The sequence below is a fragment of the Aequorivita aquimaris genome, from assembly GCF_001573155.1.
Classification (GTDB): domain Bacteria; phylum Bacteroidota; class Bacteroidia; order Flavobacteriales; family Flavobacteriaceae; genus Aequorivita; species Aequorivita aquimaris.
Window position 1 is genome coordinate 155,926 of the sequence record NZ_JRWG01000002.1, and the last position, 24,991, is coordinate 180,916.

General features: G+C 39.0%; 18 protein-coding genes. 12 read left to right on the forward strand and 6 right to left on the reverse strand.

The features are described from left to right. Positions 1 to 110 precede the first annotated feature (110 nt). The 6 genes from aspS to LS48_RS03470 all read left to right on the forward strand — a co-directional run bounded on the left by aspS (position 111) and on the right by LS48_RS03470 (position 5,644). Positions 111 to 1,865 (forward strand): aspartate--tRNA ligase, encoded by a 1,755-nt coding sequence (gene aspS, locus LS48_RS03445; protein ID WP_062620013.1) that lies wholly within the window; start codon positions 111 to 113, stop codon positions 1,863 to 1,865. Positions 1,866 to 1,907: 42 nt separating this feature from the next. After that, positions 1,908 to 2,462, forward strand: a complete 555-nt coding sequence (locus LS48_RS03450; RefSeq protein ID WP_062620015.1) for a hypothetical protein — start codon at positions 1,908 to 1,910, stop codon at positions 2,460 to 2,462. Then, positions 2,434 to 3,306: a tetratricopeptide repeat protein gene (locus tag LS48_RS03455; protein WP_062620017.1), complete on the forward strand. Its 873-nt coding sequence runs from the start codon at positions 2,434 to 2,436 to the stop codon at positions 3,304 to 3,306. The genes LS48_RS03450 and LS48_RS03455 overlap by 29 nt, the downstream gene beginning before the upstream one ends. Then, entirely contained in the window at positions 3,279 to 5,075 is a 1,797-nt protein-coding gene (locus tag LS48_RS03460; protein WP_062620019.1) for a chloride channel protein, read from the forward strand. Before LS48_RS03455 ends, LS48_RS03460 begins: the two co-directional genes overlap by 28 nt. 28 nt (positions 5,076 to 5,103) lie before the next feature. After that, a complete protein-coding gene (locus LS48_RS03465; RefSeq protein ID WP_062620021.1) occupies positions 5,104 to 5,349 on the forward strand; it encodes a hypothetical protein in 246 nt (81 codons plus the stop codon). Positions 5,350 to 5,446: 97 nt separating this feature from the next. Next, positions 5,447 to 5,644 (forward strand): cold-shock protein, encoded by a 198-nt coding sequence (locus LS48_RS03470; RefSeq protein WP_045078898.1) that lies wholly within the window; start codon positions 5,447 to 5,449, stop codon positions 5,642 to 5,644. A gap of 54 nt (positions 5,645 to 5,698) precedes the next feature. On the opposite strand, the gene LS48_RS03475 is transcribed toward LS48_RS03470, so the two are convergent. Continuing rightward, entirely contained in the window at positions 5,699 to 6,148 is a 450-nt protein-coding gene (locus LS48_RS03475; RefSeq protein ID WP_062620665.1) for a nucleoside deaminase, read from the reverse strand. A 107-nt stretch (positions 6,149 to 6,255) separates the two neighbouring features. On the opposite strand from LS48_RS03475, the gene LS48_RS03480 reads away from it, so the two are divergent. Next, entirely contained in the window at positions 6,256 to 8,034 is a 1,779-nt protein-coding gene (locus LS48_RS03480; RefSeq protein ID WP_062620023.1) for a 1-deoxy-D-xylulose-5-phosphate synthase, read from the forward strand. 48 nt (positions 8,035 to 8,082) lie between these two features. Here LS48_RS03480 and LS48_RS03485 read toward each other — a convergent pair whose 3' ends face one another. Both LS48_RS03485 and LS48_RS03490 read right to left on the reverse strand, forming a co-directional pair. Then, on the reverse strand, positions 8,083 to 10,683 hold the full coding sequence (locus tag LS48_RS03485; RefSeq protein ID WP_062620025.1) for a T9SS-dependent M36 family metallopeptidase: 2,601 nt from the start codon (positions 10,681 to 10,683) through the stop codon (positions 8,083 to 8,085). Between the two features lie 166 nt (positions 10,684 to 10,849). Then, positions 10,850 to 12,178, reverse strand: coding sequence for a deoxyguanosinetriphosphate triphosphohydrolase (locus LS48_RS03490; protein WP_062620666.1), 1,329 nt, complete (start codon positions 12,176 to 12,178; stop codon positions 10,850 to 10,852). 188 nt (positions 12,179 to 12,366) lie between these two features. Between LS48_RS03490 and LS48_RS03495 the strand changes: the two genes are divergently transcribed. Further along, positions 12,367 to 13,614 (forward strand): beta-helix domain-containing protein, encoded by a 1,248-nt coding sequence (locus tag LS48_RS03495; RefSeq protein WP_062620667.1) that lies wholly within the window; start codon positions 12,367 to 12,369, stop codon positions 13,612 to 13,614. Positions 13,615 to 13,706: 92 nt separating this feature from the next. Further along, on the forward strand, positions 13,707 to 16,538 hold the full coding sequence (locus tag LS48_RS03500) for a TonB-dependent receptor (protein ID WP_062620027.1): 2,832 nt from the start codon (positions 13,707 to 13,709) through the stop codon (positions 16,536 to 16,538). 71 nt (positions 16,539 to 16,609) lie between these two features. On the opposite strand, the gene LS48_RS03505 is transcribed toward LS48_RS03500, so the two are convergent. Then, positions 16,610 to 16,969 (reverse strand): nicotinic acid mononucleotide adenyltransferase, encoded by a 360-nt coding sequence (locus LS48_RS03505; protein WP_062620028.1) that lies wholly within the window; start codon positions 16,967 to 16,969, stop codon positions 16,610 to 16,612. Positions 16,970 to 17,370: 401 nt separating this feature from the next. Here LS48_RS03505 and LS48_RS03510 point away from each other — a divergent pair, with 401 nt between their 5' ends. The 3 genes from LS48_RS03510 (at position 17,371) to LS48_RS03520 (ending at position 21,866) form a co-directional block, all read left to right on the forward strand. Beyond that, positions 17,371 to 18,573: a porin gene (locus LS48_RS03510; protein WP_062620031.1), complete on the forward strand. Its 1,203-nt coding sequence runs from the start codon at positions 17,371 to 17,373 to the stop codon at positions 18,571 to 18,573. Positions 18,574 to 18,651: 78 nt separating this feature from the next. Beyond that, positions 18,652 to 20,895, forward strand: a complete 2,244-nt coding sequence (locus tag LS48_RS03515) for an inorganic phosphate transporter (RefSeq protein WP_045078892.1) — start codon at positions 18,652 to 18,654, stop codon at positions 20,893 to 20,895. 194 nt (positions 20,896 to 21,089) lie between these two features. Next, on the forward strand, positions 21,090 to 21,866 hold the full coding sequence (locus LS48_RS03520) for a hypothetical protein (RefSeq protein WP_062620668.1): 777 nt from the start codon (positions 21,090 to 21,092) through the stop codon (positions 21,864 to 21,866). Positions 21,867 to 21,942: 76 nt separating this feature from the next. Here LS48_RS03520 and LS48_RS03525 read toward each other — a convergent pair whose 3' ends face one another. Together LS48_RS03525 and LS48_RS03530 are read right to left on the reverse strand one after the other, a co-directional pair. Further along, positions 21,943 to 24,357 (reverse strand): ribonucleoside-diphosphate reductase subunit alpha, encoded by a 2,415-nt coding sequence (locus LS48_RS03525; RefSeq protein WP_062620033.1) that lies wholly within the window; start codon positions 24,355 to 24,357, stop codon positions 21,943 to 21,945. A gap of 150 nt (positions 24,358 to 24,507) precedes the next feature. Beyond that, complete coding sequence (locus LS48_RS03530) at positions 24,508 to 24,909, reverse strand: four helix bundle protein (RefSeq protein WP_062620034.1); 402 nt, start codon at positions 24,907 to 24,909, stop codon at positions 24,508 to 24,510. Positions 24,910 to 24,991: the final 82 nt, after the last annotated feature.

The following is a 24,991-nucleotide window of genomic DNA, read 5'->3' on the forward strand; positions in this document are numbered from 1 at the left end:
ACAATTTTGTATTCTTGATAACCCATCTGCCAAAATAATAATACCCTTAAAACCACAACAATTCATTTAATACTTATTAAATTTGCCGTCTCAATTTTTTTCAGAATAAAATGTACAGAACGCACAACAACGGCCAGCTTCGCGCGGCAGATATCAATAAAACAGTAACCCTCGCGGGATGGGTACAAAAAACCCGTGACAAGGGCTTTATGGTCTGGGTGGATCTCCGCGACCGCTACGGTATTACCCAACTTATTTTTGATGAGGAAAGAACACCCAAACAAGTAATGGAAAAAGCCACAAAACTGGGGCGCGAGTTCGTTATCCAAGTTACGGGAACCGTTATTGAGCGCGAATCCAAAAACCCAAACATGCCTACCGGCGATGTGGAGATTTTAGTTTCTGAACTGACTATTTTGAATGAATCCCTCACCCCGCCCTTCACTATTGAGGATGAAACCGATGGCGGCGAGGATTTGCGTATGAAATATCGCTACCTCGACATCCGCAGAAAACCTGTTCGCGAGAATCTTATCTTCCGCCACAAAGTGGCTATTGCCGTTCGCAATTATTTATCAAACCAAGGTTTCGTTGAAGTAGAAACCCCATATTTAATAAAATCAACTCCCGAAGGTGCGCGCGATTTTGTTGTGCCTTCACGAATGAATGAAGGGCAGTTTTATGCCCTTCCGCAATCGCCCCAAACTTTTAAACAATTGCTGATGGTTGGCGGATTGGATAAATATTTCCAAATAGTGAAATGCTTCCGCGATGAGGATTTGCGTGCAGACCGCCAGCCGGAATTCACACAAATTGACTGCGAAATGGCCTTCGTGGAGCAGGAAGATATTTTAAATGCTTTTGAAGGCTTGACAAAACATTTGCTGAAAGAAATTAACGGCATTGAAATCTCCGAATTCCCAAGAATGACGTATGATGAAGCGATGGCGAAATACGGAAACGACAAACCGGATATTCGTTTTGGGATGGAGTTTGGCGAGCTGAACGCAGTTGCGCAACACAAAGATTTCAACGTTTTCAACCAAGCTGAATTGGTGATCGGAATTGCGGTTCCCGGCGGAAACAATTTCACACGAAAAGAAATAGACAATTTAATTGATTGGCTGAAGCGTCCGCAAATTGGAGCTTTGGGAATGGTTTACGTTCGCTGCAATGAGGATGGAACTTATAAATCTTCCGTGGATAAATTTTATACTGAAGAAGATTTAGCAAAATGGGCAGAAGTTACTGGCGCAAAAGCGGGCGATTTAATCTGTGTGCTTTCCGGAGCAAAAAACAAAGCTAGAACACAGTTGAGTGCGTTGCGTATGCATTTGGCAGAACAACTTGGTTTACGAAAGAATGACGAATTCGCACCACTTTGGGTTGTGGATTTTCCACTTTTGGAATGGGACGAGGAAACGGAGCGCTACCACGCCATGCACCACCCCTTTACTTCCCCAAAACCGGGACAGCTTGAACTTTTAGCCACAAATCCTGGCGAAGTAAAAGCAAACGCCTACGATTTGGTTTTAAACGGAAACGAAATTGGCGGCGGTTCCATCCGTATCCACGACAAAAAAACACAGGCGTTGATGTTTGATTATTTGGGCTTCACACCCGAAGAAGCAAAAGCACAGTTCGGCTTTTTGATGGACGCATTTCAATATGGCGCGCCTCCGCACGGTGGTATTGCCTTCGGTTTGGATAGATTGGTTGCCATTTTGGGCGGTCAAGAAACCATCCGTGATTTTATTGCTTTCCCAAAAAACAACGCGGGCCGCGATGTGATGATTGACGCCCCTGCGCTAATTGACGAAAAACAGTTGGAGGAACTTCATCTAAAGGTTCAAATAAATTCATAATAAAAAATCCTGCACTTGCAGGATTTTTTGATAGCTTTAAAGATGAATTGGAAAAAAACAATAAAGATCGCCGCATTAGTTATTGGGTTTCTTGTTTTAGCCTTTATTGGTTTTAGCGGTTATGTTTATTATAATTTCTACGGAAAATTTAAGGCAGATGAAAGCAGGTATCCGTATTATATAGGCTACATAGACCAAGAAACCGCTTTGCTAAATGATAATTTTGAGCTCTGTGGAGATCGCACAATTTACAAAACCCACCACGGCGCACCGTTTGATGCATACCAAAACAACAAAAGAACTTTTACTGAAAGTGTTCATAAAACATATAAAAACGAAGGCTATACCGATTCTGGTTATGTAAATTTCAGGTTTTTGGTAAACTGTGAAGGTAATCCCGGATGGTTCGAGATTATTGAAATCAATGAAAATTATGAAGAGGTTTCACATACCAAACAAATGGTTGCCCAACTTTTAAAAATAACTTCAGATCCTTCGCATTGGGCAATTTATACTGCCGATAAAATGCCCAAAAATTATTACCATTACGTATCCTATAAAATTGAAAATGGAGAAATTATCGAAATACTTCCTTAGTATATTCGTGCTATTTCTGGCATTTTCATGTGCAGAAAAAGGCAAGGATTACAGCGCACTTTCCAAAGAAGAGCGCAAAAAATTATCTTCCGAAGTCTTTGATGGAGGCAGCCATCTTCCGCAGGGATCACCAAAAAGTATGACCCGTATTGAGGAAGCCATTGCAATAGACCCCGATAATTGTGATGCTGTCCGCGAACTTTCCGTAGCCTATTTAAAACGCGGTATGCCGAATAAGTGGAAAATTGAAATGGACAAAGCCGTAGCCTGTAATACTGCTATTTGGCAACCCTACAGAGGCTACAATTACTTATGGTTTTACCGCGACTATAAAAAAGCAATCGCAGATTTTGATGCTTCGGACACTTTGACTCCAAATTTTACAGATGCACCACAGGGCCATAGTGTAGATTATTGGCGTGGCATTGCCTATTTGGGACTGAGGGATTATGAAAAATCAATCAGTTATTTCGATAAGTATTTAACCCAAATCACAGAAGAAAGCGGTGAAGATTGGGCAGAGCCCACGGCATTCCTGTACCGCGGAATTGCTTATTATGAAAAGCGTAATTTTGAGGAAGCTTTAAAAGATTTTGACAAATTGCTTTTTTACAATAAGGACCGTTCCGCTGATGGAAAATATTATAAAGCCCTAATTTTGAAGGAAAAAGAAGATTGTGAAACCTCTCGGCAATTGTTGGCCGAAGCAGAAACAGATTTTGCAAACGGGTATTACAACAATAGGCACTATGTGGAAACGCTCTATCAAATTTACCCGCAAGACTTTGAAAAACTTAATACGGAACTGAAAACCCAATGCCAAAACAAAAACGAAACTTACTGACCCGCTTTCTTATTTGGCGAATTAAATACATCTCGCAAACGCAGTTTGTGTATTTAATAGCTATAGTTGTGGGATTTTTATCTGGCGTTGGCGCGGTCATTCTTAAAAACCTTACGCACTTTATCCAGCACATGCTGGAAGGAAACCTAATACAATATTACCATACGGCCTTTTATTTTGTGTTTCCCATCCTTGGACTCACCCTTGTTTATTTTATAATAAAATATGTAATTCGAAAGAAAGTAAGCCATGGCATTCCTTCCACGCTATTTGCAATATCAAAAAAGAAAGGGTTCATAAAGCGGTATCAAATGTTTGGCAGTATTTTAACGGCGCCCATAACTGTAGGTTTTGGGGGTTCGGTGGGACTGGAAGGCCCTACCGTGGCTACTGGAGCCGCTTTAAGTTCAAACCTATCTCGCGTTTTGCACCTTAACCAGGCAAACAGAACCCTATTAATTGGTTGCGCCGCAGCGGGAGCAATGGCTTCAATTTTTAAAGCGCCCATCGCAGCACTAATTTTCGCAATAGAAGTTTTCAGTCTGGATTTAACTTTGATTTCTATGCTTCCGCTTTTGTTGGCTTCTATTTCGGGTATTCTCACATCGTATTTTTTCTTCGGAAATGATATTCTTCTTCCCTTTAAGAATACCGACGCATTTTATTTAAGCGATGTGCCATTTTATATGATTCTGGGTCTTGCCGCAGGGTTTACCTCTGTTTATTTCACAAAGGTATATGCCTATTTTCAAATGATTTTCGAAAAAATAAATTCTCCCGCAAAGCGCCTACTTGCAGGCGGTGTAGGACTTGGGATACTTGTATATTTTATCCCTCCACTCTATGGCGAAGGGTTTGATGTAATAAACAATCTTGTAAAAGGAAATCCCGAAATAGCCTTACAGAACAACATCTTTAATCTAGACTTAACTAGTATTTGGGTGGTAATAGCACTTTTGGCAGGTCTGGTTTTTTTCAAGATTATTGCCAGTGCACTTACCTTTGGCGCAGGTGGCGTAGGTGGTATTTTTGCTCCCGTATTGTTTATGGGGAGTATCATGGGCAATGTGGTTGCAAAAATTCTGAACAACTGCGGTCTATTTCCCAACGGTGTTTCTGAAAGCAATTTTACATTGGTGGGAATGACGGGCCTAATGGCGGGTGTTCTTTACGCGCCACTTACCGCAATATTTTTAATTGCGGAAGTAACTGGCGGGTACGAACTCTTCATTCCATTGATGATTACGGCGGCTATTAGTTTTTCCATTACCAAATACTTCATTCCACATTCCGTTTATGCAATGGAGTTGGGCAGAAAGGGTGAACTAATAACACACGATAAGGATCACGCCGTACTTACCTTGATGGATATACGGTCTGTTATTGAACGTGATTTCATATCAATTTACCCACAGATGAATCTTGGTGAAATTGTGCATCAAGCCGTTGTAAAATCTAAAAGAAATCTTTTTCCTGTGCTTGACAAAGATACAAATGCCCTTGAGGGAATTATCCTTCTTGATGATTTAAGACCAGTTATGTTTGACCAAAACTTGTATGAAGAATTGAAAGCCAAGGAGCTTATGCACAGCCCTCCAAATATTATAAATTTGGAAGAAGATAAAATGACCGATGTTATGAAAAAATTTCAGGACACAGGCGCTTGGAATCTTCCTGTGATAAGCCACGGGAGATATTATGGTTTCGTTTCAAAATCAAAACTACTTACTGCCTATCGCAGAAAATTAATTGATTTTTCAGGAAAATAAGCGAAGTTGGAATTAATAAAAAATAAAAATGAAATACATTATAGGTATCCTCTTTATTTCTGTACTTATTGCTTTAGGCATCGGGTTTTACCTCAAGCCTGATGATGAAGCAACGGGCAATTTAATCATTGGTCTATCCTTAATGATCGGATTTCTTGTACTCATGCCGCTGTTTATTTATTACCGCTGGAAAAACAGAAGTGTGAAAGACTATATGCTTACAAAAGAAAATATTAAAAAAATGCAAGATTATCAGAAGGAAAAAAAGATTTAAAAGGCAATCCGTTTTCAAAAAATTTTCATTTTCTTAACAACTAAAATCATAAATATTATACATTTGTAACTTATTATTAATTTATTTTTTATTTAAAATGGAAGGAACAGTAAAATTTTTTAACGAATCAAAAGGTTTTGGTTTTATCACCAATGATGAAACTGGAAAAGACATTTTTGTACACGTAACCGGCTTAAACGGCGAAGCCCTTAACGAAGGTGACAAAGTAGAATATGTTGAAGAAGAAGGTAGAAAAGGAATGGTTGCGGCTCAAGTTCGCGTAATCCATGACTAAAAAGATATACGTTTCGAGTTGTAAAAGCCTTTCATTTTTGAAAGGCTTTTTATTTTAGTTTAAGTTCCTTTTTTCGATAAAGAACCGTTTTAGCAGTTTTGATGCCTCATCTGCCATCACTCCTCCCCTAAATTCGGTTTTAGGGTGAAGTTTAGTATTTAAGGCAATACACCCACGCTGCTCATCTCTAGCGCCATATACAATTTTTGAAATCTGGCTCCAAAACAATGCTCCTGCGCACATTTGGCAAGGCTCAATCGTTACATAAAGCGTACAGTCTATTAAATACTTTCCTCCTAAATAGTTAGCAGCAGCGGTAATTGCCTGCATTTCGGCATGTGCCGTAACGTCATTAAGTGTTTCAGTAAGGTTATGCGAACGGGCAATAATCTGGTTGTTTATAACTATTACGGCACCAATGGGCACTTCGCCTTTATCATAGGCCATTTCAGCTTCTTGCATGGCCCTTTTCATAAAATAGGTATCGTCGTAAGGATTTATTATACTCAAGTTTCTTGGAATTTTATAATGATAGTTAAAAACGAAATTACGAATTAACAAATTAACGAATTCATCAATTAACAAATTCGCAATAACTGTATCTTTACACCGTGCCACAAGATGTACTAAATACAATAAGTTATCCTGCCGACCTTCGGAAAATTCCAAAGGAAAAATTGCCGCAATTAGCGCAGGAACTTCGTGAATTTATTATAAATATTGTGGCAACAAAAGAAGGTCATTTGGGTGCTAGCCTAGGCGTAATTGAACTTACCATCGCCTTACATTACGTTTTTAATACCCCTGATGATATTTTGGTTTGGGACGTTGGTCATCAAGCCTACGGACATAAAATCTTAACTGGCAGAAAACACATTTTTCACACAAATAGACAGTTAAACGGCATCAGTGGTTTTCCAAAACGGGCCGAGAGTATCTATGATACTTTTGGGGTTGGACATAGCAGTACCGCAATTTCTGCAGCTCTGGGAATGGCAATTGCTTCAAAATTAAAAGGTGAAATAGAAAAGCAGCATATTGCTGTAGTGGGCGACGCTTCCATTGCCAGCGGAATGGCCTTTGAAGCATTGAACCACGCAGGAGTTACGGACACAAACCTTTTGATTATTCTAAATGATAATGCCATTGGCATTGACCCCAGTGTGGGCGCGCTGAAAAATTATTTCACCAAAGTAAAACTGAACGGCGCAAAAGAGGCTGATAATATTTTTGAAGCATTAAACTTTAATTATTCCGGACCAATCAATGGGCATAATTTGGAATTGGTTATTTCAGAATTGGAGCGACTTAAAAATGTTTCTGGACCAAAGGTACTTCACGTAATAACAACCAAAGGCAAAGGGCTACGACAAGCAGAAGAAAATCAAGTAGTGTATCATGCTCCAGGAAAATTTGATGCCCTTACGGGAGATCTTCCGCCAAAAACCAACGAGGCGCAACCTCCCAAATTTCAAGATGTATTTGGAAGAACGTTGGTTGAATTAGCTTCAGAAAATGAAAAGATTATTGGCATTACCCCTGCAATGCCAACGGGGAGTTCCTTAAAGTTTATGATGGACACTTTTCCCCAACGTGCCTTTGACGTAGGGATTGCTGAACAACACGCTGTAACTTTTTCAGCGGGAATGGCTACGCGAGGTTTTGTCGTTTTCTGCAATATATATTCTACTTTTTTACAACGGGCTTTCGATCAGGTAATCCACGATGTGTGCCTTCAAAAAATACCTGTAATTTTTTGTTTGGATCGCGCCGGGATTGTAGGTGAAGATGGGGCAACACACCACGGTATTTTTGATTTGGCATATTTAAACTGCATTCCAAACCTTATCATTTTTGCACCCCGTAACGAAACAGAGCTGCGGAATATAATGTTCACTGCGCAAAAGGGACTTGATTTGCCGATCTTTATCCGTTATCCGCGTGGGAGAGGCAATATACTCGAGTGGCAAAAACCATTCAATTTAATTGATATTGGAAAGGCTGAAACTCTAAAGGAAGGGAATAGAATTCTCATATTAACTATTGGCACTATAAATCATAATGCGTTGAAAGCAATTGACTTGCTTTCCGCTTCCGAAAGAGAAAAAGTGGGCTGCATTGATGTTCGCTTTTTAAAACCTCTGGATGAAAATCTACTGCACGAAGTTTTTCAGAAATACGGAACTATAATCACTGTGGAAGATGGTACTACCGTAGGTGGTCTGGGAGGGAGTATTGCTTCTTTCGCCGCTATCCATAATTATCAGCGGAAAATTGAACAATTGGGCGTTCCCGATGTTTTTCTAGAACATGGTACTGTTGAGGAGCTTCAGAAACAAGCAGGTATTTCTTCAGAAGAAATCTATAAAACCATTAAAAAATATTTATAAAAAAAGAGGCTCTTCTGAGCCTCTTTTCTATTTAAAACTATTTCAGTTTTAGTTAATTATCAGCTTAGATGTTTGAGAACGGTTATCTCCCTCTATCTGTATTAAATAAATTCCAGCGTTCAGACCGCTTGCATTTACATTTGCAGTAGTATGAAGTTCAAGTTGTTGCGTGTAAACCTTCCTTCCGTTCATATCAAAAATTGATATAGTTGCTTCTCCAACATCCACACGAGATTTGATTGTAATCTCTCCATTTGATGGGTTTGGATAAACTATAAAGTTATTTTCTAAGTTACCATTATCAGAAACTCCTAGCTCGCATCCAGCAGGCACATCAAAAGCTTCAGTACCGTCAGATCTACTACCTGAACTTCCCTGGCTTGCACTTTCACCAAGACCACGCTTAGCAAAAGCTCTCCAGATCAAACATCTGTTTGCTCCGCCATAGGCAATTTGATCTGCTTCAAGTATTGCATCACGACCGTCTACAAAACCAGGACTACATGGCTGTAATTTCATACCGTCAAGAACAAGTTGCAATGCAATATTGTTACCCCCTGTACCATTATATAGATCTGCATCAAAACCATATACATCTATTAAATCCCAAGTTAAATCCCATAACATTGTGGCCCAAACTGATCCCACTCCATGTGGAACTGACTGTGTTTTAATATCATCATAAGTAAAATCATTAACAGCAAAATCTGAGCTATAGGCTTTGGTCCTTAAACCAATACCTGAAATACCTTGTCCTAAAGCATAAGTTCCTGTTCCACGAGGATCATTTCGAGTATCACCAGGTTTCATTGTAAGTACAAATCCTAGATAATCGCTCCATCCTTCTCCCATTTGTTCTTGGTTTTGCAAGCATCCAGCTTGTAAGCGTCCACCAGTCAAACGGTTTGAAACACCATGACCGTATTCGTGAGCAACTATTACATTGTCTAAATCTCCATCGCGTTGAAAATTATCAGTTCCCGATCCATCATCTACTAAAGTTGCATTAATTGTATCTCCATTTAAAAGTGAAGTAATTAAAGCTTCTCCATCAGATTGATAAATCATCACAGCAGGAATATTAATTTGAGCTCCATTTCCGCCCATTACAATTGGCTCTAAAGGCACATTGTTCACAATTATTACAGCTATTGCGCCTTCATTTTGTGCATTTAATACTTTAACGGTGAAGTTACACTCACCTCTCCTTACAACAGCTATTTTTCCTGAAATACTTGATCCGTTTGTAATATTATCACAACCGTCATAAGTATCTGTGGAAGGTCCTGAGTTATCGTCTTCAACCACTACAAGATCTGCTGTTATCGGGGTATTGGTCAATGGCTCTGCGAAATTGGAATCCATAGCGTAATATTGTCCAGCTAATGGTCCGTTGTTAACAGTCAGATAGGTCCCCAATACTGTGCCAGGAGCAGTCCAAAGGTACATTTGCATTCTTGGCGCTCCACCATCTGGAGGAGTTCCAAAGTTTGCATTATTTATTCCACTACCATCTTGGGCATCGGCAAAAACATAATCACCAGCACCTGGGGCTCCAGTGTAATTATTTACCTGGAAGTTTCCGCTAGCTTCATCAAAACCATAATGGAACATAACATCATGCATCATATTGTTCATATAAAACAAATTGGTGATGGCTCCATCGGTAAATGAATTTGGATTCTGAGGCAAGTTAAATGGAAAATCGAATGTAAGTGTTGGACCACCTTCGGCTTTTGCACCCACTCCGTTGTTTCCATTTTTGTCTTCTTGTGCAATAACATTGTTACCACGAGTGTATGTGTACTCTGGTCCTGGAACTCCATCATTATCATGCCATCCAAATGGAGAGGCAACAGGGTCTGATGGATCATTCACTAATTGATCTGCACCATCATTGGGTCCAACCAATGGCAATGGAAATACACGATAGGCCGCAGCGGCGCTTGTTACAAGAGAGCTGGCTTCACTTTTATTGGCAAACAAAACACTTTGTTCGTTTGAGTGCGAATGAGCTTCTTCGCCAAAATTACAGCTTACAACCCAATCCATTGTTTCTAATAATTCTCCAGTCATAGCATCAATACGAACACTGTAATAATGTGATGCATCTAAAAGATAAATGCTCAAGTTCCAAGCTAATCTCAAATTGCCCGTATTTTCCATTTTTTGATACACAAGCTCTACCGGAATGTTTTCTAAAGAAATATTTCCATTAGAAAAAATATAGTCGTGGTCTGAAAGTGTTTCAATCAAACTTAAATTTGAGGGACTTTGCAAACCAAGTGCATTGGCTGCCTTCCCAATAGCGCCCACTGCCGATATTGATGGAGCAGTACTATTAACCTTTGCAGAAACATTTTCAGTGAAAGAAATTTTAGCACTGTACACAGCTCCATCTTTAATAACGAATGGAGATGTTGAATTAAAAATCTCAATGCCTTGATAACGTTGTTCTACATATACGTTATGAACCTGCATACTTTTTGAAAAACTCTGCGAGGTAATAGATACATCTGTTATATCCTGTGGCTGTAAAGAATGCAGCGTTCGGTTTTGCTGAAGATACGTTTTTACCAAATTGCTGTAATCCTGCGCAAAGGAAACATTTACAGCAAAAATGATAATTAAGTAAAGAACTTTTTTCATAAGCTTTAAATTAAGTTTTTAGGTGATTAATGGTAGATAAGACCTATCTATAAATTATTGATTTTCTATTCCCAAATATAGGATTGCTAAAAATATCATAAAATTGACAATATAACCCTCTAAAATTCAATTTTTAACATTTTTAAACCATATAAACATGATTTTGCTACAAATTGCCTTTTATTTTTTGAAAAATCTGAAGTGCATTACCATCTGTTAAGCGTGAAATATAATTGCAACACTCCATTAAATATTCATAGACAGATCGGTTTTGATGAGGATGGGAGTCAATAAGTTGCAGCAAAATTTTGTCATAATGCCGCGCTATTCCATTTTGATAATTTTCAAAAGCAGAAGTAAATGTTTCCAGCAAAGTTGATAATATAGTATAGCCTGCTATTTCTTTTTCCATCACCTCTGTACTTTGATAAACTTTTTCAATGCTAATTTTTATTATGTCAGCAATTTGGGCCTTGTATTGACTTCTGTCTAACAATGCTTCAGAAAAAGTTCCTCTCAGAATTTCTTCTTCATTTTCAATAAAAATAGAAGCTGCTTCGGCAATTAAAGTATTAATGGCGAGTGATCGCAAATAAGCCAACCTGTCCTGCACCGTTTGCAGACGTGAGTAGATGTCTTTTTTCAAACTATCTCGAACCAAATTAATCAAATATTCCAGCGCAATGTCTTCTTCAATCAAACCCAGGTTTATACCGTCTTCAAAGTCAATAATAGTATAGCAAATATCATCTGCAGCTTCTACAAGAAATGTAAGTGGGTGGCGGGAATAACCGTTATTTCCCCTACTTAAAAGTCCAAGTTCTGTGACTACTTCATTGAAAAATCCAGTGTCACTTTGGAAAACGCCGAATTTTTTATCGGCAACGTGAGAAGTAGGTTTTTTGGGAAGCGATTGTTTGGGGTATTTCATAAATGCACCAAGCGTTGCGTACGTCAATCGCAGTCCGCCCTCAACGCCATTTTTGGATTCGGTTAAAATTTTAAAACCGTTTGCATTTCCTTCAAAAGCAACCAAATCCTGATATTCCTTCTCGGAAAGTTGATTTTTAAAACGTTTGCCATTTCCGTTAAGAAAGTAATCGCCAATGGCCTTTTCGCCACTGTGACCGAACGGAGGATTGCCAATATCGTGCGCCAAAGCAGCGGCGGCAACAATCGCCCCAAAATCGTTAAACTGATACCCGTGCACACCCTGCAATTGTGGGTGTTTTTTCAAAATTTCCTTCCCAACAATTCTTCCCAAAGAGCGGCCCACCACGGAAACTTCCAAACTATGCGTTAATCGGGTGTGAACAAACGAAGTCTTTGAAAGCGGGATAACTTGGGTTTTATCCTGCAAACTTCGGAAAGCGGAGGAAAAAATTACCCGGTCATAATCTACTTCAAACCCCAAACGGGTCTCGTTCTCCTCAATTCTCAGTCTTTTGTTTTTATCTCCGTGCTTCCGTAGTGAAAGCAACTGTTCCCATTGCATCATAATTTTAAAAATTTTGTAGGCAAGATACTATTTTCAAAAGGCAAACCAATCAATTTTTTTTGGTTTCGGCTTAACGTTTAGCTAACCCTAAAATGACGAACTGGTAACTTCAGTTTAACACAAACCTTACATAAGAGAACCATCTTTGCCCCAAGAAATTAATTTATAAAATTAAGATGAAACTAATGAAAAAATTCTTTTTACCTCTAATAGCGATTTTTGCTCTTGTGCTTAGCGTTAGCTGCAGCAGTAATGACGACGGACCAATTATTGATCCAGACCCAGATCCCGTAAACAATAAACTATCTGGTCAAATTACATCAGACATGACATTAACCAATGATGTTATTTGGGAACTTGATGGCCGTGTAACAGTTACCTCCGGCGCTACCTTAACCATTAATGAAGGAACAATAATAAAAGCCTATGCGGGTCAAGAAGCTAGTGCTGCTGTACTTATTATTGCTAGAGGTGCAAAAATTGAAGCCAATGGAACAGCTGATAAGCCAATTATTTTTACTTCAATTGCAGATAATATAGCGTTGGGACAAAAATCTGGCACTAATCTTACTGAAAATGACAGAGGCCTTTGGGGCGGTGTTATAATATTAGGTAAGGCAAAAGCCTCTTTGTCTGGTGATGCCCTTGAAAACCAAATTGAAGGTATTCCAGCCAGTGACACCAATGGTCTTTATGGAGGATCTGATAATGCAGATGATTCAGGTACTTTGAATTATGTTTCCATTCGCCACGGAGGTACTTCTATTGGTGATGGTAATGAAATCAACGGTCTTACACTTGGAGCCGTGGGAACAGGAACTTCTATTTCAAACATTGAAGTTGTAGCAAATGTGGATGATGGCATCGAGTGGTTCGGAGGATCTGTAAATGTTTCAAACGCAATAGTTTGGGCCTGCGGTGATGATGCCCTTGATATAGACGAGGCTTATTCCGGTACAATTTCAAATTCTGTTGCAATCTTAGGAAATGTTTCAGACCACGCTTTGGAAATTGACGGCCCAGCAGGATCGTTGGAAGGAAGATTCACATTGGACGGTATCACGTTAATCGGAAATACTACTACAGAAAATGGCGAATATGCAGATTTGCGCGACAGAGCAATGGGCACCCTAAAAAACATTTATGCAGTAGGTTTTAAAGCAGATTCTGATGTAGAGTTAGACAACAATGCAGTGGCACAAAACTTCCTCGATGGAAAGCTATCGTTTTCAAATTGGACTGTAAGCTTACCTAGTGGTGTTGCTAACGCTAATGACATTTTTGTTGAAAAAACTGGCGAAGGCGAAACACCGATAATCCTTAATCCATCATTTACTGAAAGAGCTGCTTCTTGGGCAAACTCTGGAAATTCAGGAGGAGCCAATCTTTCAAACTTTACTTGGACTTACACACAATCTAAAGGAGCTTTCTAAAAATTTGTATTCTCATTTAACTTGTTTTAAATCAATTAGCAATTTGCTCGTCTTTCTAAAAGAAGACGGGCAAATTTTATAAATATATTTTTATGAAAAATATTTTCCCATTGCTTATTGCAATGTTTTTATTTCAAATTTCCTTTTCACAAACAGGTGTTGTTACGGGGGTTATAAATGATGGTGAATATAATGACGTGCTTTCTTTTGCAAACGTTATTGTGAAAGGTTCACAAACGGGAACAACCTCTGATTTTGATGGCAAGTACAACCTAAAGTTAGATGCTGGAACTTACACACTTGTTTTCTCGTTCGTTGGATATCAAACTAAGGAAATTACAGAAGTAAAAATAAATCCAGGCCAAACCACAACTGTTGATGTTACGCTTAATGCTTCTGCTGGACAACTGGATGAAGTGGTTGTTACCACAACTGCCCGTAAAAACACAGAAGCTTCTGTTTTAAGCATTCAGAAAAACTCAGTTACCCTAATGGATGGCTTGTCTTTGGAATCCATTAAAAAAACTGGTGCAAGCGATGTGGCTTCAGCAGTTCAAAACGTTCCGGGCGTTTCGGTACAAGGAGGAAAATACGTGTATGTTAGGGGCTTAGGAGACCGATACACAAAATCCATACTAAATGGCATGGAAGTGCCCGGTTTGGACCCTGATAGAAATACACTGCAACTGGATATTTTTCCTTCACAAATTCTAGAAAATGTATTGATTACCAAATCTGCAACTGCAGACCAGCCAGCCGACTTTACCGGCGGTGTAATAAACATCGTAACCAAGGACATTCCTAGCAGGGCTGAATATAGTATTTCGCTTGGAGTGGGCTACAACGCTGATTTTCATTTCAAAAACAACTACTTAACAGGCGATAAAAGTGGTACAGACTTTTTAGGTTTTGATGACGGGCTAAGGGACAATCCTATTCCCCAATCGCAACAAGTGCCTTTACCGCAACAGGACGGAGAGCTTGTTCGAGATTTAACCCAACGGTTTAACCCACAAATGGCAGCAGAGCGGGAACAAAGTTTTATGAACTATAACTTTGCTATAACAGCGGGAGATCAATTTGATGTAGGCGAAAATAAATTAGGGTATTTGGCATCAGTGTCATACCGAAATGAAACAAAGTATTACGATGAATACATCAATGGCCAGCTATACAGAAAAGACGAATCAGACAGATCTAATTTTGAACTTTTAGCAGACCGCACACAAACTGGTGAGTTAGGAAACAACACCGTTTTAATTAGCGCCCTTGGTGGGTTGACATTTAAAACCGAAAAATCAAAATATCAATTTAATGTACTTCACATCCAAAATGGAGAATCTGAAGCTGGCATTTTTAGGCTGGATAATTTTATAGTTAGCAGCAATACGATTAAAAAAGACAACCTTACCTACGTTCAGAGATCCATTACAAATGGACTATTAAAAGGCACACATACCCTTGGCAGTAATAATGACTGGAATTTGGAATGGAACCTATCGCCCTCCCTTGCCAAGGTGGACGATAAAGATTTTCGCACAACTCCTTTTAGAGTATCCATAAATCCAACTACGGGCGAGGAAGTATTCACAATTGAGCCAAGTGAATCTGGCGATGCGTCAAGGTTTTTTAGATCACTTGAAGAATTAAATCTTGCCGGAAAAATTGGTCTTGAAAAGGAGCACAATCTTTTTGGATTTGAAGCAAAAGCTAAAATTGGCGGTGCTTTTACCCAAAAAGAAAGAGACTTTGAAGTAATAAAATACTCTTTGCCGTTGCTTAATTTTTCGTCGGCAACATTTGGAGGTAATCCAAACCAACTATTGATCCCAGAAAATATTTATGACCCAAATACAAATAGCGGAACCTATGTGCGCCAAGACTCCAACGATTCAGATTCTTACAATTCAAAAATACAAATCGCAGCAGGGTATATAGCTGAAGAATTTAAGGTAACAAATTGGATGAATGCAGCTTTAGGGGTGCGGTTTGAAAAATTCGACTTGATTTACACAGGTGAAAGACAGGACGGAACCAGACTGGAAGATGCCAAAATTTTAGAAAAATCAGACTTTTTCCCATCGGCAAATCTAATTTTTGATTTGAATGAAGATGAAAACAAAAAAATACGTACTTCCTATTCAAGAACTACGGCAAGACCTTCATTTAAAGAAGCCTCACTCGCCGAAATTTTTGACCCAATAAGCAGTACCACATTTATTGGCAATATAAACCTTCAGCCTACTTATGTAAATAATTTTGACATTAGATACGAACAATATGGAGAAGCAGGAGATTTCTTCGCAATAAGCGGATTCTATAAATCTTTTACTGATCCTATTGAGCTTTCATTTATCAGGAGGGCATATGGACAATACACGCCACTAAACTTAGGAGACGCAAAAGTTTTTGGGGGTGAGCTAGAAATAAGAAAAAATCTCGGGTTTATAAGCGGTTTACAGAACATAGATTTCAATTTAAATTTCTCACTTATAGAATCGCAACAGCAGTACAGTGAAGACGAAAGGACAGGAAGGCTAGATAATTTACGTACCGGTGAAACTCTTGACGACAATAGACAATTGCAAGGCCAAAGCCCTTATTTAATAAATCTTGGCTTCAATTATAAAGATGCGGAAACTGGACTCCAAGGAGGCCTTTTCTACAATACTCAGGGAAAAACCCTTCAAATTGTAGGCGCAGCAGATGTGGCAGATGTTTATACAATGCCCTTTCACAATGTGAAACTGAACATTTCAAAAAGCTTTGGATCAAACAGAAATTCAACAATATCCTTAAAGTTTGACAACTTATTAAATGACGATATTGAAAGCGTTTATCAATCGTTTGGAGCAGAAGATCAACTATTTTCCAAATGGAGTCCGGGACAAGAAATTAGTTTGGGCTACTCACTCAAATTTTAAAATGTATTACTTGAAAAATAAAAAACCCTAGCATTTGAGCTAGGGTTTTTTATGTATAATAGAATTAGAGTTTAATTAGAAACAATTTGAATATCGTCAGATTTCCAAGTTACAACCTTGGCAATACGGGCATCAGCATAAGAAACTTCTTTTATGTCTTCATTTGTAAAGAAATACCACGTGCCCACTTTTTCACCATTATTATATTGCGCAATGGCAGTCTTATTACCGTTAAAATCATAGCTCACCCATTCTCCAGTTAGCTTATTGTCTGCAGTATAGTAGCCAGTTTGTGCAACCGTTCCATTATCGTGATATATTGTTGCCTTAATCACATTGCCATCCAAATAATACGTGTTTTTATTAGCATTTTGTGCAAATGCCATTGAAACTGTTAATACGATTGCAAAAAGGGTGATTAAATTTTTCATTTTTCAAAGTTTTAGATTTTCAGAATAATCAAATTTACAAAATTAACGCTTACGAAACCATTTGGTAACGTTAACTTAACATTAAACCTTTAACCTGTTTATTTTCAGTGTTTTAAAAAACAATCCTTTGTTTCGAATCAATATCTTAATGATTTGGTAAAGCTATCTTCACACTAAGTTATGATCGATAGATTTTCTTTGTAATTGCCTATTATATTGGGCAATTTTTGAAATCGTTTAGTTTTTGTCGACTAGATTTTCAAATGGGGCTGTTCGTTATGGACAGCCCTTTTTTATTAAATTTATAAGAAACTAAAGAAACGTTGCTTAACATTACGGAAACATACAATTAGTTTAAAATTTAGTCCTTTGCAGCGACAAAAACTATAATCGATTTTAAAATGTACCTAAAGAATATTTTCTTTTTTGGTTTTCTATTTTTATGTGTTTCCGCGGTCCATTCACAAATAAGCGTTCCAAAATTTGGTGACGGCATGCTTAACGTTGTGGGCAAAGACAGTACGTGGAGCGTCCGTTTTGCGCCACGAATTCAAGTACGGGCCAATTCTTCCTGGGATCACGATGGCGATAAATATGGAAAACCGGAACAAAGCTTTATCATCCGCCGTGCTAGATTAAAATTTGATGGATTTGCTTATTCTCCAAAGCTGCGCTATAAAATTGAATTAGGTCTTTCAAATTTTGATGTGGCAGGAGCTTCAGAATTCACTGGCAATGCTCCTCGAATCATTTATGACGCAGTAATAATGTGGGAGTTCTACAAAAATCTGGAGCTATGGGCAGGACAGACAAAACTTCCCGGGAACAGGGAACGTGTAATATCTTCCGGTAATCTTCAGCTTATAGACCGTTCCAGACTTAACAGGTTATTCAATATTGACAGGGATCTTGGAGTACAATTGCACCATAGTTTTAAGGCTTCTGAAAATTTCCTAATTCGCGAAATGTTTGCCGTTTCACAGGGAGAAGGTAGAAATATTACAACCGGAAATATTGGAGGGTTTCAATATACAACCCGCGTAGAGCTATTGCCTTTTGGCGAATTTACCAAAAAAGGTGATTACATTGGCGGAGATATTTATAGAGAAAAAACTCCAAAACTTGCCATTGGCGCCACTTATGATTTTAACAATAATGCCGTAAAAACCCGAAGCAATCAAGGCAGCTATATGCGCAATGATATCGGTTTTTACGAAACCAATATAAGTACCATTTTTGTGGATGCTATGTTTAAATATAACGGGTTTTCATTAATGGGAGAATATAGTTATCGCGATGCTGAAAACCCTCTAGTAATCAATAGTGATGGTTCTATTACAGAGCAGGAGGTTTATACGGGGCAAGGGCTCAATTTTCAAGGAGGCTATGTTTTTAAAAACAATTGGGAAATTTCCGGACGTTTTACCACTATTTTGCCAGACAATACATTTTCTTCCAATGACACACAAAATCAATATACTTTGGGAGGGTCTAAATATATAGTGGGCCATAAATTAAAAATTCAAACAGATTTATCATATTCAACCATTGCGGGTGAAAGCAGCTCTTTGGAATACAGGCTGGGTTTTGACCTTCATTTTTAAGAAAAATACAGATAACAATTTGGTAACAATCAATCCTATTTTATATGGGAAATTTGCACCAACTTAATTAAAACTAGAATGGATAATATTTATTTATTAATGATTGTTGCACTTGCCGCGCTTGCAATTGCAGATCTAGTGGTTGGCGTTAGTAATGATGCCGTAAACTTCTTAAACTCAGCCATTGGCTCTAAAGCACTTTCCTTTAGGACTATTTTAATAATAGCCAGTTTAGGTATTTTCATTGGTGCCGTTTTCTCCAGTGGAATGATGGAAGTGGCGCGAAAGGGCATCTTTGTCCCCGGAGAATTTTACTTCGATGAAATAATGATTATTTTCATGGCAGTAATGATTACCGATATCTTACTGCTGGATTTCTTTAATACTATTGGATTGCCCACATCTACCACGGTCTCCATCGTTTTTGAACTGCTGGGAGCTGCCGTTATTATGGCGTTGATAAAAATAGGCCATAACGATGCGGAAACCATTTCAGCCATCACAAAATACATCAACACCGAAAAAGCGGTAGAAATTATAACAGGAATTCTACTTTCGGTTGTGATTGCTTTTACCGTGGGGGCAGTAGTTCAATACCTGTCGAGGCTAGTATTTACCTTCCACGTTGAGCGAAAAATGAAATATTTCGGGGCTATTTTTGGTGGTTTGGCCCTTACCTGTATTAGTTATTTCATCCTCGTAAAAGGATTAAAGGGTACGCCATTTTACGGAAGTTTTAAAAACATTATTGAAAGCGACACGTGGTTGCTTATCGGCGGTAGCTTCATATTCTGGACGGTTTTCTCACAGCTTTTTATGATGATTTTCAAGAAGAATATTCTCATAATCGTAATTGCTGTAGGTACTTTCAGTCTTGCCCTTGCGTTTGCGGGGAACGATTTGGTAAACTTTATAGGCGTACCGATGGCGGCCTACCATAGCTACATAGATTGGGCAGCTTCCGGGGTGGCGGCTTCAGATTACAACATGCACAGTCTGGCAGATCAGGTGCCCGCAGAACCCTTGCTTCTATTTATTGCGGGTGGTATTATGGTACTTACCCTTTGGTTTTCCAAAAAAGCACGTACCGTTTCTGATACCGAGATAGACCTAGCCCGCCAAGGCGAAGGGCACGAAAAGTTCAGTCCCAATATGCTTTCGCGCTTTTTGGTAAAGTCGAGTACACAGGTTGCAACTTATTTTGAATTTATTATTCCGAAATCGCTTCAAACCAAAATAGATAAGCGTTTTGAAAAACCGGTAGTAAATCTTCCAAAGCACAAAACCTACGAACTTCCTGCCTTTGACATGATCCGTGCGTCCATAAACCTTATGGTTGCGGGTATTTTGATCGCTACGGCGACGTCAATGAAACTGCCGCTTTCCACCACCTATGTAACCTTTATGGTAGCCATGGGTACGTCCCTTGCCGATAGGGCTTGGGGCCGCGAAAGTGCCGTTTATCGCGTGGCAGGGGTTATGAATGTAATAGGCGGATGGTTCTTTACCGCATTTGTGGCCTTTACGGCTGCCGGCACGCTGGCATACCTAATCTATATTGGAAGGGGCGCCATGATTGCCGTATTGCTGCTATTGGCCATCCTTTTGTTGGTTCGAAATTATCTTTCACATAAAAATAAGGTGAAATTGAAACTGGACAAAAGCGGACTGAAAAAGACCGAAAGCAAAACCGTTCAGGGAATTATCCAGGAAAGTGCCGAAAATATCAGTAATGTTGTCTCACGTTCAAATAAAATTTATACCGATATGTTGCGCGGCCTTGCCAAACAGGACACCAAAAAACTGAAAAAGAGCAAAAAAGGTGTAAATAAACTGAATGACGAAGTAGAGGAACTGCGTGATAATATTTTCTACTTTATCAAGAATCTGGACGAGACCAGCGTTCGCGGAAGCAATTTCTACATTATCATCCTCGGCTATCTAACCGATGTTGTACAGTCGCTGGAATTTATTTCAAAGGCGAGCTACAAGCACGTGAACAACAATCACAAGGCGCTTCGTTTCAACCAAATAAAGGATCTTCAGGAAATAGACAACCATTTGGAAGAGCTTTTAAATGAAATTGAAGACATCTTCCACAAAAAGGAATTCCAGCGCATCGGGAATGTACTTGAGAAGAAAGACGAAATCTTCGCAAGCCTTTCAAATAAAATTGAAAAGCAAATAGCCCGAACCCGCACCGAGGAGTCAAGCCCTAAAAACACCACTTTGTATTTCAGCCTATTGCTTGAAACTAAAGATCTGGTAACGGCCTTGATGAACTTGATGGAAGAATATTACACCAGTTATAAGAAAGCGTAGTAAATTCTAGAACACCTTTAGCAAAAAGGAGTCCGAATCGGGCTCCTTTTTCTTTTTAAAATTTGAAGTAACGCTAAACTTTATAGGGCATCTGCCGTATTTTGATGCTTTCGGAACCGATTTTTCACCAAAATAATTCTCCGTTTCAAATTAATGTTGGAATATTGTTTCAGCAACCAATTAATCTCAACATTATGAAACTAAAATTTTTATCAATCGTACTATTAATGGCCTGCGGCTTTGGCTTTGCGCAGGACAAGGTTAAATATAGCGACGAGGAAAAGGACATGTTAAAAACCTATTATTTCAACGAAGGTTTTGACCAACCTGCCACTAAAAAAGTATCGACCGTGATTATGAAGGACGGTTCCGAACACAAGGGCTACTGCAAAGGCATTGTAACCAAAAAAGGGCAGATTGCCCAAATGGTCTTCAAGGACAGTATTACCGACAAAAAAGAAACCTACGATGCATCGCAGATTGCCGAGGCTTACCTTTACGCCAGCGGATGGGAAAAATTCGGAAAGGTTTCCCAAAAGTTCAGCAATTATGGGATGGGAAGAAGAAACAGCGCAAAAAAATTGACCAGCAATGACCAGATTTATTTTGTGAACCAAAAAGTTTCCCTAAAAAACAAAAAAGACGAAAAGGAATTTTTGATGCAACTGATAAATCCGGAATTCAGCCAAATAATTTCGGTTTACCACGATCCATTTGCCAAAGAATCAAAAGGTTTTAAAATGGGTCCCGGCCCAACCATTGGTGGCGGTGTTGTGAAATCGTACTACGTTCAGAAGGGCGATAAAATATTTTGGCTGCCAAAAAGTGATTTTGAGGAAAATTATGAATTACTATTTGGCGACAATGCCGAGTTTATGGCGAAATATCCGTACAAATCAATTAACTGGGATTGGCTCAGTGCCCTCGTGCTGGAATATACCAGAATGTCCCTACCTTCCGACGAAGGATAAATAATTTCTTCTTAAATCGAAAAAGCCCTTGCTCAATTGAGCAAGGGCTTTTTCATTTATAAAGTTATTCCAAAATTTACGATCCGCACATCAAGCAATCATCATCCGGAGCGTTTTTGGATTGTGCCAGCATTTCGCGCAATTCCTGCGGTGTCATTGGCTTTGTTGATACATCTTCTACTACATTTGCCTCAACTTCGGCACCAACGGTTTCCTTTTTCTCTTCCTTTTTAAGTGTGAATTTAATGGCATCCACTGCACTTTTGGTCCGTAAGTAATACATTCCAGTTTTTAAACCGCTTTTCCAAGCATAAAAATGCATCGAGGTTAGTTTTGCCATATTTGCGTTTTCCATAAAAAGATTTAAAGACTGGCTTTGGTCAATGAAATAACCACGGTGGCGGCTCATATCAATAATATCTTTCATGGAAAGTTCCCACACGGTTTTATAAAGTTCCTTCAGTTCCTGCGGAATTATTTCCACATCTTGGATTGAACCATTGGCACGCATAATTTCTTCCTTTAAATCCTCATTCCACAAACCAAGTTCCACCAAGTCCTTTAAAAGATGCTGGTTTACCACAATAAATTCTCCCGAAAGTACGCGACGGGTGTAAATATTTGAAGTGTATGGCTCAAACGCCTCGTTATTTCCAAGAATCTGCGACGTGGAAGCTGTTGGCATTGGCGCTACCAAGAGCGAGTTGCGAACGCCGTGCTTCTTTACGTCTTTGCGCAGTTTGCCCCAATCCCAACGGCCGCTTAACTCTTCGTCCTTTATTCCCCATAAATTATGCTGAAATAATCCTTCGGAAATGGGCGAACCTTTATAACTTTCGTAGGGACCGTCTGCCTTTGCTTCTTCCATAGAAGCAGTAACGGCTGCAAAATATAGCGTTTCAAAAATTTCTTGGTTCAATTTTTTGGCTTCATCACTGGTAAACGGCAAACGAAGCATGATAAAGGCATCTGCCAAACCTTGAATTCCCAACCCAACCGGACGGTGCCGGAAATTGGAGTTTTGCGCTTCAATAACCGGATAGTAATTTCGGTCAATTACGCGATTCAAGTTTTTGGTTACACGTTTGGTTACTTTGAAAAGTTCTTTATGGTCAAATTCGCCATTCTTCACAAACATGGGTAGGGCGATGGAGGCCAAATTGCAAACTGCCACCTCATCTTTGGAAGTATATTCCATAATTTCGGTACATAAATTTGAAGAACGAATGGTTCCCAAATTCTTCTGGTTGCTCTTTCGGTTTGCGGCATCTTTGTAGAGCATATACGGCGTGCCGGTCTCAATTTGCGATTCCAGGATTTTTTCCCAAAGCTCACGGGCCTTTACGGTTTTTCTGCCCTTGTTATCAGCTTCATATTTATGGTAAAGTGCTTCAAAATCCTCACTATGGCAATCATATAGTCCGGGGCATTCGTTCGGGCACATCAATGTCCATTCGGCATCGTCCTGAACGCGTTGCATAAACAAATCTGGAATCCACATGGCGTAAAAAAGATCGCGGGCGCGCATTTCCTCTTTTCCGTGGTTTTTCTTCAAATCCAAAAAGTCAAAAATATCGGCGTGCCACGGTTCTACATAAATTGCAAAACTTCCCTTTCGCTTTCCGCCGCCTTGGTCCACGTACCGCGCGGTATCGTTAAAAACGCGAAGCATCGGCACAATTCCGTTTGAAGTTCCATTGGTACCGGAAATATAAGAGCCCGTTGCACGCACGTTGTGGATTGAAAGACCAATTCCGCCAGCAGATTGTGAAATCTTTGCGGTCTGTTTCAACGTATCGTAAATTCCATCGATGCTGTCGTCCTTCATTGTAAGCAGAAAACAGGATGACATCTGCGGTTTCGGAGTTCCACTGTTGAAAAGTGTTGGGGTTGCGTGGGTGAAATATTTCTTCGACATCAACTCATAGGTTTCCTTCACTGCTGCCAAATCGTTCATATGAATTCCTACGGAAACACGCATCAACATATGCTGCGGACGTTCTGCAATCTTTCCGTTCAATTTCAGCAAATAGGAGCGTTCCAAAGTTTTAAAACCGAAATAATCGTACCCAAAATCACGGTTATAAATGATGGTTGAATCAAGTTCCTCAGCGTTGTTTTTTATCACCTCAAAAACCTCATCGCTCAACAATGGCGCTTTTTTTCCGGTACGCGGATTTACGTATTCGTAAAGATCCGTCATCACTTCCGAAAATGATTTTTTGGTGTTTTTATGTAGATTGGAAACAGAGATTCGAGCCGCCAAACGTGCGTAATCCGGGTGCGAAGTGGTCATTGTTGCGGCAATTTCCGCAGCCAAATTATCCAGCTCGCTGGTTGTTACACCGTCGTAAAGCCCTTCAATTACACGCATTGCTACTTTTACGGGATCTACCAATTCGTTTAAACCGTAGCACAGTTTGCGCACGCGAGCCGTAATTTTATCAAACATTATGGGCTCTTTCCGGCCGTCTCTTTTTACTACATTCATAATTCTTAATTTTTGTGGTTAGATACTTTTGATACTGTTTTTGCTATGGATACTATTGATTCTGTTGTTGCTGTTGATACTATTGATACTGTAGATGCTGTTGGTGTTTACAATAGAATCAATTTATTATCTATAGTATCCACTTAGTATCTACTTAGTATCCATAGAATCATTCAAATCATCGAACTTATTGTGATTCTTTTCTATACTTTGCAAAAAGTTGTTGATTTTAATTCCTAATTGCTTTGTTCTTTTGTGTAAATCTTGATACAACTCTTCATTTTTTAAGGACTTCGTTTCATATAGTGTTTCCAAATGATCTATTGTTTCATCATTTGAAGAAAGCGCAAAAACCATAAACCGAATGTATTCTTGCTTATATCTTCTTCTACCATATCCTTCTACAATATTTGATTTTACAGATTTTACAGACCGTCTAATTTGGCTCCCAACTTCAAATTTTTCAAATGCAGGAAGATTTAAAGACATATTATGTACATCAATAACAAGCAATCGAGCAAGCTGCCAAATCTGTAAATTCCTATAACTCATTTTGAAATGGTTCTATTGATGCTGTTGATACTGTTGATACTGTTGATGCTGTTGTTTGTTGGGAAGTTACAATAGAATCAAT